The sequence below is a fragment of the Pseudomonas chlororaphis subsp. piscium genome (assembly GCF_003850345.1).
In the GTDB taxonomy this organism is placed as follows: Bacteria; Pseudomonadota; Gammaproteobacteria; order Pseudomonadales; family Pseudomonadaceae; genus Aquipseudomonas; species Aquipseudomonas piscium.
The window spans coordinates 950,526-962,147 of the sequence record NZ_CP027707.1 but is presented as its reverse complement, the minus strand read 5'-3'; the positions used below and the strand labels follow the sequence as shown (position 1 = coordinate 962,147).

Sequence of the window (11,622 nt, the reverse complement as noted above, 5' to 3'; positions counted from 1 at the left end):
GATCCGCGGGATCCGCGTCTCAGTCAAAACTGGGAATTATGTGGGCCTTGTCGATCATGTCGATCGGCAACAGAAACTCATGGTCTTCCACCTGCACCACGACGTCCTGCTCCTCCACCCCGCGGAGAAGGCCCTGAAAATTACGCCGACCTTCAAAAGGCGAGCGCAGCTTGATCTTCACTTGTTCACCGACATACTTGGCAAACTGTTCAAGGGTGAACAGCGGGCGTTCCATGCCAGGAGAGGAAACTTCAAGGGTGTATTCAACGGAGATCGGATCTTCGACATCCAGAACGCCGCTGATCTGACGGCTGACGATGGCACAGTCGTCCACCAGCACACCGCCTTCTTTATCGATATAAACGCGCAACAGTGAGTGGCGACCTTGAGCCGAAAACTCGATACCCCAGCATTCATAGCCAAGGGCCACGACCACCGGGGCCAACAAGGCCTGCAACTGTTCTAGCTTGCTCGACACCTGAACCCCCTCGTGCATGCTTGTGCAAATAAAAAATGGGCGAAGCGCCCATCCCGGAAACGCCGTTGAATAGCGGCGTTATAAAGTGTCCAGCTAACAAAAAGCCCCTGAAAAGGGGCTCCGCTAAAACTGGTTGCGGGGGCCGGATTTGAACCGACGACCTTCGGGTTATGAGCCCGACGAGCTACCAGACTGCTCCACCCCGCGACAAAGCTGGGGCGGAAGTATACGACTGATCCCTTTTTGGGTCAATGTAACCTTCCACCTACAAGAAAGCCCGCAACAGCGGGCTCTCCTGATAATTGGTACCGAGAAGGGGACTCGAACCCCTACACCCTATGGGCACAACCACCTCAAGGTTGCGTGTCTACCAATTCCACCACCTCGGCATAGACTGCGTTACTGCATGAAACTCTTCTTACTTCTGCTCTTGAGCTGGAGGTACGTCAGTCGCATTGGTTGCCGACTTTTGCTCTTGGAGCACCGGGACATCATCAGAAGCCGGTTTTTGCTTTGGCGCTTCAAGCACCGCTGGATCTGGCAAACCTACTTGAGTCAGCTCGTGAGCTTTCTCTTTAGCAAAGTAACCTAACCCTAAGCTGGTTATGAAAAAACCTGCGGCAAGTATAGCAGTAAACTTACTAAGAAAGGTAGAGGAACCTTGGCTTCCGAACACAGTATTTGAAGCACCTGCTCCGAAAGACGCGCCAGCGTCCGCACCTTTACCCTGCTGCAGCAATACCAGAGCTACTACGCCCAGCGCACCCAGCAGATGAAAAACGACTACGACTGTTTCCAGCATTTTTTCAGTTTCCCGCGGCGCGACAGATCGCACCGAACTCATCTGCATTCAGGGAAGCTCCACCAATGAGCCCCCCATCGATATCCGGCATGCCGAACAGTTCGACCGCATTGGCCGCCTTCACGCTGCCGCCGTATAGAAGCCGCACACCTCGTGCCACTTCAGAATTCTCTGCCGCCAACTGCGCCCGGATAGCTGCGTGCACATCCTGGGCCTGTTGCGGCGAAGCAGTCAGCCCGGTACCAATGGCCCAGACCGGCTCGTAAGCGATAACGGCATTGGCAAACGCACCAACACCCAACTCTTCGATGATGCTGCCCAGCTGACGCCCGACAACCTCAAGAGTCTTCCCGGCCTCGCGCTGCTCGAGGGTTTCCCCTACACACAAGACCGGCTTCAAGCCACAAGCCTGTGCTGCTGCGAATTTGCGATTCAGCGTACCGTCACGCTCACCCATCATCAGGCGACGCTCGGAGTGCCCAACCAGCACCAGGGAACAACCTGCATCCGCCAGCTGACTCGGAGCAATTTCTCCTGTCAGCGCACCTTGCATGGGTTCCACCGCAGAGTTCTGCGCGCCGACCGAAATCGACTTGCCTTTCAAGCCATCAATCACTTGATTGATATACAAGCAAGGCGGGAATACCGCGACATCAACACCGCTAGGCAAGGCCAGATGACGCAGGCCATTGATCAGCTCAGCGACGCTGGCGCGGGTACCGTGCATTTTCCAGTTACCAGCTACCATAGGGCGACGCATGCTGTACCTCGTCGGTCAAAGTGGGCGCAGATGTTACCCAACCGCATCAACACTGGCAAGCCGAAATCAGGCAGAAACTTCCGCAACCAGTTTTGCCAGTTCGTCGGCATAGCCACGGACCTGGGCTTCATCGTCACCTTCGACCATGACGCGAACCAAAGGCTCGGTACCCGACTTGCGCAGCAACACCCGGCCACGCCCAGCCATCGCGGTAGTGACGCGCGCGCAGGCCTCTTTCACAGCCGGATGCTCGACGGGATTGGCTCCGCCACCAAAGCGCACATTCACCAGAATCTGTGGACACTTACGCAGGGCCTGACGCGACTGCGCCAGACCTTCATCACGTCGCTTCAGCGCCATCAACACCTGTAGGGCGGCAATGATCGCATCGCCCGTGGTGGTGTGCTGGAAGCACACGATATGGCCGGAGTTTTCACCACCTACCAGCCATTGGCGCTCAAGCAGATCGGCAATGACATAGCGGTCACCAACGTTGGCACGCACGAATGGGATCCCCAGGTCAGCCAAGGCCAGCTCGAGACCCAGATTGCTCATCAAGGTACCAACCACGCCACCCTGCAGCTTGTTACGCGCATGCAGGTCTCGGGCAATGATAAATAACAGCTCGTCACCGTCGACGATGGCGCCTGTATGGTCGACCATCAGTACCCGGTCGCCATCACCATCAAAGGCGATACCCAGATCGGCGTGCTCGGCCAATACCGCAGCCTGCAACTGCCCCATATGGGTCGAACCGCAATTGTCGTTGATGTTCAGGCCATTAGGCTGTGCGGAGAGCACCACCACCTCAGCACCCAACTCACGGAAAACGCTTGGCGCCACCTTGTAGGTTGCGCCATGGGCACAATCAACCACGATTTTCAGCCCAGCAAAGCTGGTGCTGGAAGGAACGCTGCTCTTACAGAACTCGATGTAGCGACCCGAGGCATCATTGATGCGCGAGACCTTGCCCAGCTTGCTCGACTCCACCACGGTCATCGGCGCGTCCAGCAACTCCTCGATCATCAACTCGACCTCATCGGGGAGCTTGGTGCCTTCACCCGAGAAGAACTTGATGCCGTTGTCATCGTGAGGATTATGCGACGCGCTGATCACGATCCCCGCCTCGGCATGGAAAGTGCGGGTCAGGTAGGCGATGGCAGGAGTGGGCATCGGGCCCAGCAGCATTACATCCGCACCGGCAGCAGATAGACCCGCTTCAAGCGCGGACTCGAACATGTAACCGGAAATGCGCGTGTCTTTACCCACCAACACACGGCAAGCGCCCATGCTGCGGAAGGCCATACCCGCGGCCCAGCCCAGCTTGAGCATGAAATCGGGAGTAATAGGGTACACACCCACACGACCACGAATACCGTCGGTGCCAAAGTATTTCTTGCTCATAAGCGCTCCATCATTCTTATTCGGCTGATTCAACAGCTGTAATCATCCGCATCACATCCACCGTCTCGGCCACATCATGGACCCGCAGGATCTTCGCTCCCTTGGTCATGGCCAAAGCAGCAAGAGCCAGACCGCCATACAAGCGCTCTCCGACAGGACGGTTCAACGCCTGGCCTATCATGCTCTTCCGCGAAACTCCAACCAGCAAAGGCCGACCAAGGACATGCAGGGCGTCCATATGCTTGAACAGACTCAGATTGTGCTGCAGGGTCTTCGCGAAGCCAAAACCTGGATCCAGAATGATCCGCTCCGCCCCAATACCCACTGCAGCACACTGAGCCATACGCTCAACCAGAAACTCCCCTACTTCCTTGGTTACATCCCGATACTGCGGATTGTCCTGCATATCGCCAGGCTCGCCGAGCATATGCATGAGGCAAACCGGTAAACCTGTGGCTGCTGCCGCATCCAGCGCGCCATCCCGTCGCAACGATCGAACATCGTTGATCAAGCCCGCGCCAAGACGCGCAGTTTCGCGCATGACCGCAGGCGTGGAGGTATCGACCGAAATAATGACATCCAGTTCACGATGGATGCGCTCGACAATAGGCGCTACGCGCTCCAGCTCTTCAAGCGGCGATACCGCCCGCGCACCAGGACGAGTGGACTCGCCCCCCACATCGATGAGCGTCGCGCCCGCCTGCACCATGCCCTCGGCATGGCGCAAGGCAGCATCAAGCTGGCTGAAACGACCACCATCGGAGAAGGAATCGGGAGTGACATTAAGAATGCCCATGACATGCGTATGGGCCAAATCAAGAACCCGGTTGCCGCAAGGCAACCGGGTCGAGGACGACATAGAAGTCATTTCAAACCTTAGTGGTCAGCAGCCGGGCCGCCGATCGGTGTTTCTGGACGTTCATTCTGCACCACCGGAGGTGTGGTACCCGAACCGCCCTCCCAATCGCGAGGCTCGCGAGGGGTACGACCAGCCATGATGTCGTCGATCTGCTCGGCATCGATGGTTTCATACTTCATCAAGGCATCGGCCATCGCATCCAGCTTGTCGCGGTTATCCGTGAGGATCTGCTTGGCGGTGCCATAGCACTGGTCGATGATGCTACGAACTTCGGAGTCGATCAGCTTGGCGGTTTCCGCAGACAGGCTGGCATGCTGGCTGCCAGCACTGCGCCCCAGAAAGACCTCGCCCTCTTCTTCGGCGTACATCAACGGGCCCAACTTCTCGGAAAGCCCCCACTTGGTCACCATGTTCCGCGCAATCTGACTGGCGCGCATGATGTCGTTGGAAGCACCGGTAGTTACACCGTCAAAGCCCAATGTCATTTCTTCAGCGATACGACCGCCGTACAGCGAGCAGATCTGACTGATCAGCGCACGCTTGGACAAGCTGTAGCGATCCTCTTCCGGCAGGAACATGGTTACACCCAGAGCCCGACCGCGTGGGATGATCGAAACCTTGTAGACCGGATCGTGCTCAGGCACTACTCGACCGACAATAGCGTGGCCAGCCTCGTGATAAGCCGTGTTCTGCTTTTCCTTCTCGGACATGACCATGGATTTGCGCTCCGCGCCCATCATGATCTTGTCTTTTGCCAGTTCGAACTCTTTCATCTCGACGATGCGCTTGCCGCTACGGGCAGCGAAAAGCGATGCTTCGTTCACCAGGTTGGCCAGGTCGGCACCAGAGAAGCCGGGCGTACCACGAGCGATAACTGCCGGTGCGACATCCTCACCCATTGGCACTTTACGCATGTGAACTTTCAAGATCTGCTCACGGCCACGGATATCCGGCAGACCAACCACGACCTGACGGTCGAAACGACCTGGACGCAACAGCGCAGGGTCCAGCACATCAGGACGGTTGGTGGCGGCAATGACGATGATGCCATCATTCATTTCAAAGCCATCCATCTCGACCAGCAGCTGGTTGAGAGTCTGTTCACGCTCATCATGACCACCACCCATACCGGCACCACGATGGCGACCGACAGCATCGATTTCGTCGATGAAGATGATGCACGGAGCATGTTTCTTGGCCTGCTCGAACATGTCACGAACGCGGCTGGCACCTACACCAACGAACATTTCGACGAAGTCGGAACCGGAAATGGTGAAGAACGGAACCTTGGCTTCACCGGCGATGGCCTTGGCCAGTAAGGTCTTACCGGTACCCGGCGGGCCAACCATCAGCACACCACGAGGAATACGCCCGCCCAGACGCTGGAACTTGCCTGGATCGCGGAGGAACTCAACCAGCTCACCCACTTCTTCCTTGGCCTCGTCGCAACCCGCGACATCCGCCAGGGTGGTTTTCACCTGATCTTCGGACAACAGGCGCGCCTTGCTCTTGCCAAAGCTCATCGGCCCTCCCTTGCCACCGGCACCACCCTGCATCTGCCGCATGAAGAACATGAAGACGGCGATGATCACCAGGATCGGGAAGCTGGCGACCAGCAACTGGGTCCAGATGCTTTGCTGTTCAGGCTGTTTGCCTTCGACGACCACGTGGTTATCCACCAGGTCACCGATCAGGCCGTTGTCCTGAATCGCAGGACGAATGGTCTTGAAGCTATCGCCATCGTTGCGCTTGCCGGTAATCACATAACCATCAACGGCTACGCGCTCGACCTTGCCATCCTTAACTTGCTGGATAAAGTCGGAATAGTTGAGGGTCTGCGGCTCGTTAGGGCTGGAGAAGTTGTTCATCACCGTCACCAGGACAGCCGCGATGATCAACCACAGGATCAGATTCTTTGCCATATCGTTCAATTAACTACCCTCTGAAGCAAGCTCCGCTGCTGGCGCGCGCTTCGCATGATATTCACCGACCTAACTTACTACATTACCTACAGCTCTGGCAGGCGCTGTCTGTAACCCTTTGTGAAACCCAGATTACACAATATTCGCTTAAGCCCCCGGGGCGAAATACGAAAAAACTATCAACCCGGTCAAAAACAACCTTTACTCGATACGCCCGCGAAAGCCACGTCCCAGCAGATATTGCTCGCGAGAACGGTCACGGGAAGAACTCGGTTTACGCATCACTACCTTGTCGAACATCTTGCGAACATTCTTGTGGTATTCGTCGAAACCTTCTCCCTGGAAAATCTTTATCAGGAAGTCGCCGCCGGGACGAAGAACCCGCCCCGCCAAATCAAGTGCCAACTCGCACAGAAACATCGCCCGTGGCATATCTACGGCAGGCGTACCACTCATATTGGGGGCCATATCGGAAATCACAAGGTCAACCTGGGAATTTCCGACCGCCTCGAGAATTTGAGCCAACACAGCGTCTTCAGTGAAGTCGCCCTGAATAAAGGTCACATCAGGGATGCTGTCCATTTCCAGGATGTCGGACGCGATCAGCCGGCCCTGCCCGCCAATCAGACGACTGGTCACCTGCGACCAGCCTCCTGGCGCCGCCCCCAGGTCGATGACGCTCATGCCCGGCCGGATCAAACGATCCTTTTCCTGGATTTCCAGCAATTTGTAGCTGGCACGAGAACGGTACCCATCTTTTTGCGCCATTTTGACGAATGGGTCGTTGAAGTGCTCTTTCAGCCAGTTATGGCTTGTCTTGGAACGGGCCACGGGCCACCTCAAAAAATAAAACGGGTCGTGATTAACTGGGCGGTCCCGGACGCGCTCGGGTAAACTGGCCGCCGCTTTTTACAAGATCAGACGCAGGGGTCAGATTATGCCGCTCACTCAAGAGCAGAAGAAACAGTACAAATCCATTGGCCACCATCTGAAACCAGTATTGACTGTGGCTGACAACGGTTTGACCGAAGGTGTGTTGGCCGAACTTGAACGCGCCTTGAGCGATCATGAGCTGATCAAGATCAAGCTCAACATCCTCGAACGCGAGTCCCGCCTGGAAGCCATTGCAGAACTGTGCAAGGCCGGCAAAGCGGATCTGGTGCAGGTCATCGGCAAAATGGCGTTGATTTATCGCAAGAACGCCAAGGTAAACAAGCAACTGTCCAACGTCCATCGCTTCCACTGACGTCGACAGGGGTCAAGGGCGTGCTTCGCGCGCCCTGCCACTCCACCCAGGTACAGGCTGCAATACCAGCACCAGACCGGAAAAACCCAAGACAAGATAGCTGAACAACTGCCAGCGCTCGACATCCGACAGCCCTAAGCGCACCACGAAATACATCGCGCTCGCACATAACGCCACCAACAGCAACTGCCCTCGCATATCCCGCCACAGGCTCGCCAGCCCTTCAGCACGCACCAATACCAGCATCTGAAGAACGACGCATACCGCTGAAAAACCAACCAGCAGCGCACTCAGCACACCACCGATCTCTTCGATCAGCAACGGTGCCAGGCCAATCTGGCCCAGCACCGGCAATAAGCCGACATGCAACAACCACACACCGCCAACCCACAACATCTGGGTCAGTTGCCAAAGCATGGCGCCTGCATTCAGCAGGCGCCCTCGTTCAGATGTGGCGGACTTCGACAATCTCGTACTCGATCACGCCGCTAGGCGTTTTAACGGTAACCACATCACCCTCTTCCTTGGCAATCAAGGCACGGGCAATGGGCGAACCTACAGAGATCTTTCCGAGCTTGATGTCAGCCTCATCCTCACCAACGATCTGGTAGGTGACGCTCTCATCGGTTTCGACGTTGGCGATTTCGACAGTGGTACCGAAAATCACCTTACCGGAATGAGGAATGGTGGTGACATCGATGATCACCGCATTCTGCATGCGACCCTCGATATCACGAATCCGCGCCTCGACCATGCCTTGCTGTTCACGCGCGGCATGGTATTCCGCGTTTTCCTTCAAATCACCCAACTCGCGGGCCGTACCGATGTCCTGGCTGAGCTTCGGACGAACGACCTTGGTCAGGTGAGTCAACTCTTCTTCCAGGGCGCGAGCGCCCTGGACAGTCATTGGGTATTTGATCATGCCTTCAATCCTGCATGTAGATCCTGCAAGCGGCGCACGGTCTTTTCCGGACCGAACTTGAGCGCTTCGCAGATGGCCTCGCCCGCAGCAATGGTAGTGGTGCAGTAGATCTTGTGCTGCAAGGCGTTACGACGGATGGAGTAGGAGTCGGCGATCGACTGACGACCTTCGGTGGTGTTGATGATCAGCGTGACTTCGTCATTCTTGATCATGTCGACCACGTGTGGACGACCTTCAGTCACCTTGTTCACACGGCGCACCTTCAGGCCTGCCGCTTCGATCAGCTTGGCAGTACCGGCAGTGGCGACCACTTCGAAGCCCAAGTTGATCAGATCACGAGCCACGCCCGCAACCAGTGGCTTGTCATCGTCACGCACGCTGATGAATGCGGTACCGCCGGTCGGCAGCACTTCGCTGGCGCCCATCTGGGCCTTGGCAAAGGCTTCGCCGAAGGTGTCACCGACGCCCATCACTTCACCGGTCGACTTCATCTCTGGGCCGAGGATCGGGTCGACACCCGGGAACTTGGCGAACGGGAACACCGCTTCCTTGACGCTGTAGAAGTTAGGAATGATTTCCTTGGTGAAGCCCAGCTCTTTCAGGGTCTTACCCGCCATGACGCGCGCAGCGATCATTGCCAGGGAGACACCGATGCACTTGGAAACGAACGGCACGGTACGGGAAGCACGCGGGTTCACTTCGATGACGTAGATCTGCTCGCCCTGCAGGGCCAGCTGTACGTTCATCAGGCCAACCACACCCAGCTCCAGCGCCATCTTCTTGACCTGCTCACGCATCTCGTCCTGGATGTGCGCAGGCAGCGAGTACGGTGGCAGCGAGCAAGCGGAGTCACCGGAGTGCACGCCAGCCTGTTCGATGTGCTGCATGATCGCGCCGATCACCACATCCTTGCCGTCGCAGACCGCATCCACGTCCATCTCGATGGCGCAGTTGAGGAAGTGGTCCAGCAGCACCGGACTGTCGTTGGACACCTGCACCGCTTCACGCAGGTAGCGCTTGAGCTCTTCTTCTTCGTAAACGATTTCCATCGCCCGGCCGCCCAGCACATAGGATGGACGCACCACCAGCGGGTAGCCGATCTTGGCCGCGGCACGAATCGCTTCGTCTTCGCTGCGCACGGTGGCGTTTGGCGGCTGACGCAGGTTCAGGCGCTCGACCATCTGCTGGAAGCGCTCACGGTCTTCGGCACGGTCGATGGCATCAGGGCTGGTACCGATGATCGGCACGCCGGCCGCTTCCAGGGCACGCGCCAGTTTCAGCGGAGTCTGGCCGCCGTACTGGACAATCACGCCTTTTGGCTTCTCGACGCGGACGATCTCCAGCACGTCTTCCAGGGTCACTGGCTCGAAGTACAGGCGATCGGAGGTGTCGTAGTCGGTGGAAACGGTTTCCGGGTTGCAGTTGACCATGATGGTTTCATAACCATCGTCACGCAGCGCCAGTGCCGCGTGCACGCAGCAGTAGTCGAATTCGATGCCTTGGCCGATACGGTTCGGACCGCCGCCCAGGATCATGATCTTGTCGCGCCCCGAAGGCGCTGCCTCGCACTCTTCCTCATAGGTCGAGTACAGGTAGGCGGTATCGGTGGCGAACTCGGCCGCGCAGGTGTCGACGCGCTTGTAGACCGGGAACACTTCCAGCTTGTGGCGGTGGGTACGCAGGTTCTTCTCGGTCACGCCCAGCAGCTTGGCCAGACGCTGGTCGGAGAAACCTTTGCGCTTGAGGCGGAACATCAGGTCGCGGTCGATGGCCGACAGCCCCAGAGTCTTGACCTTCTCCTCTTCCTTGATCAGATCTTCGATCTGCACCAGGAACCAAGGGTCGATCATGTTCATACCGAAGATCTGCTCGACGGTCATGCCGGCACGGAAGGCGTCAGCCACGTACCAGATACGCTCGGCGCCCGGTACGGTCAGCTCGCGCTTGAGCACGTTCATGCTTTCCGGGTTGCTCAGGTCAAGCTTCGGATCCAGGCCGCAGACACCCACTTCCAGGCCGCGCAGCGCTTTCTGCAGGGATTCCTGGAAGGTCCGGCCGATGGCCATCACTTCACCCACCGACTTCATCTGGGTGGTCAGGCGAGCGTCAGCCTTGGCGAATTTTTCGAAGGCGAAGCGTGGCAGCTTGGTCACGACGTAGTCGATGGACGGCTCGAAGGACGCCGGGGTCTTGCCGCCAGTGATGTCGTTCGACAGTTCGTCCAGGGTGTAACCCACGGCCAGCTTGGCCGCGACCTTGGCGATCGGGAAGCCGGTGGCTTTCGAAGCCAGAGCCGAAGAACGGGATACCCGCGGGTTCATCTCGATCACGACCATGCGACCAGTATCCGGGCAGATGCCGAACTGGACGTTGGAGCCACCGGTTTCCACGCCGATCTCGCGCAGCACCGCCAGGGAGGCGTTACGCAGGATCTGGTATTCCTTGTCGGTCAGGGTCTGTGCTGGAGCCACGGTGATCGAGTCACCGGTGTGCACGCCCATCGGGTCGAAGTTTTCGATCGAGCAAACGATGATGCAGTTGTCCTTCTTATCGCGGACCACCTCCATCTCGTACTCTTTCCAGCCAATCAGCGATTCGTCGATCAGCAGTTCCTTGGTCGGCGAAAGGTCCAGGCCGCGGGCGCAGATCTCTTCGAACTCTTCACGGTTGTAGGCGATACCGCCACCGGTGCCGCCCATGGTGAAGGACGGACGGATAATGCACGGGAAGCCCAGCTTCTCGAGGACCGCATTGGCCTCGTCCATGCTGTGGGCGATACCGGAGCGCGGGCACTCCAGGCCGATCGCCTTCATCGCGGTGTCAAAGCGCGAACGGTCTTCGGCCTTGTCGATGGTGTCGGCGTTGGCGCCGATCATTTCCACGCCGAACTTCTCCAGAACGCCTTCGCGCTCCAGGTCCAGGGCGCAGTTCAGCGCGGTCTGGCCACCCATGGTCGGCAGCAGAGCGTCCGGACGCTCTTTCTCGATGATCTTGGCAACGGTCTGCCACTTGATCGGCTCGATGTAGGTGGCGTCGGCCATGGCCGGGTCGGTCATGATGGTCGCCGGGTTCGAGTTCACCAGGATGACCCGGTAACCCTCTTCGCGCAGAGCCTTGCAGGCCTGGGCGCCGGAGTAGTCGAATTCGCAGGCCTGGCCGATCACGATCGGGCCAGCGCCGAGAATCAGGATGCTTTTAATGTCTGTACGTTTTGGCATGGGTTGTCACT

The 11,622-nt window shown here is 57.8% G+C and carries 11 protein-coding genes and 2 tRNA genes; 1 reads left to right on the top strand and 12 read right to left on the bottom strand.

Translation table 11 applies throughout. The features are described 5' to 3' along the window. Positions 1–19: 19 nt before the first annotated feature. The 9 genes from rimP to rlmE all read right to left on the bottom strand — a co-directional run bounded on the left by rimP (position 20) and on the right by rlmE (position 7,056). Positions 20–478 carry a ribosome maturation factor RimP gene (rimP, locus tag C4K38_RS04305; protein WP_007920877.1) on the bottom strand — a complete coding sequence of 153 codons (459 nt, stop codon included), beginning with the start codon at positions 476–478 and terminating at the stop codon, positions 20–22. A 130-nt stretch (positions 479–608) separates the two neighbouring features. Then, positions 609–685 (bottom strand) — tRNA-Met (locus tag C4K38_RS04300). Between the two features lie 96 nt (positions 686–781). Continuing rightward, positions 782–867: transfer RNA gene (locus tag C4K38_RS04295), tRNA-Leu, on the bottom strand. Positions 868–896: 29 nt separating this feature from the next. Next, positions 897–1,280, bottom strand: a complete 384-nt coding sequence (gene secG / locus C4K38_RS04290) for a preprotein translocase subunit SecG (protein ID WP_009042126.1) — start codon at positions 1,278–1,280, stop codon at positions 897–899. Positions 1,281–1,284: 4 nt separating this feature from the next. After that, entirely contained in the window at positions 1,285–2,040 is a 756-nt protein-coding gene (tpiA, locus tag C4K38_RS04285) for a triose-phosphate isomerase (protein WP_053277411.1), read from the bottom strand. A gap of 66 nt (positions 2,041–2,106) precedes the next feature. Beyond that, on the bottom strand, positions 2,107–3,444 hold the full coding sequence (gene glmM, locus C4K38_RS04280; protein WP_053277410.1) for a phosphoglucosamine mutase: 1,338 nt from the start codon (positions 3,442–3,444) through the stop codon (positions 2,107–2,109). Positions 3,445–3,460: 16 nt separating this feature from the next. After that, positions 3,461–4,312, bottom strand: coding sequence for a dihydropteroate synthase (gene folP, locus C4K38_RS04275; RefSeq protein ID WP_053277409.1), 852 nt, complete (start codon positions 4,310–4,312; stop codon positions 3,461–3,463). Positions 4,313–4,320: 8 nt separating this feature from the next. After that, a complete protein-coding gene (ftsH, locus tag C4K38_RS04270; RefSeq protein ID WP_009046930.1) occupies positions 4,321–6,225 on the bottom strand; it encodes an ATP-dependent zinc metalloprotease FtsH in 1,905 nt (634 codons plus the stop codon). A gap of 201 nt (positions 6,226–6,426) precedes the next feature. Continuing rightward, on the bottom strand, positions 6,427–7,056 hold the full coding sequence (rlmE, locus tag C4K38_RS04265; protein ID WP_007920869.1) for a 23S rRNA (uridine(2552)-2'-O)-methyltransferase RlmE: 630 nt from the start codon (positions 7,054–7,056) through the stop codon (positions 6,427–6,429). Between the two features lie 106 nt (positions 7,057–7,162). Between rlmE and C4K38_RS04260 the strand changes: the two genes are divergently transcribed. After that, complete coding sequence (locus C4K38_RS04260) at positions 7,163–7,471, top strand: YhbY family RNA-binding protein (protein ID WP_007920867.1); 309 nt, start codon at positions 7,163–7,165, stop codon at positions 7,469–7,471. A 12-nt stretch (positions 7,472–7,483) separates the two neighbouring features. On the opposite strand, the gene C4K38_RS04255 is transcribed toward C4K38_RS04260, so the two are convergent. The 3 genes from C4K38_RS04255 to carB are packed head-to-tail and all read right to left on the bottom strand — an operon-like array spanning position 7,484 to position 11,611. Further along, a complete protein-coding gene (locus C4K38_RS04255) occupies positions 7,484–7,888 on the bottom strand; it encodes a hypothetical protein (RefSeq protein WP_053277408.1) in 405 nt (134 codons plus the stop codon). A gap of 28 nt (positions 7,889–7,916) precedes the next feature. After that, on the bottom strand, positions 7,917–8,393 hold the full coding sequence (greA, locus tag C4K38_RS04250) for a transcription elongation factor GreA (protein ID WP_025810040.1): 477 nt from the start codon (positions 8,391–8,393) through the stop codon (positions 7,917–7,919). After that, the gene (gene carB / locus C4K38_RS04245; RefSeq protein WP_053277407.1) at positions 8,390–11,611 is read right to left on the bottom strand and encodes a carbamoyl-phosphate synthase large subunit; all 3,222 of its coding nucleotides are present in this window, start codon (positions 11,609–11,611) and stop codon (positions 8,390–8,392) included. Before carB ends, greA begins: the two co-directional genes overlap by 4 nt. Between the last annotated feature and the right edge of the window lie 11 nt (positions 11,612–11,622).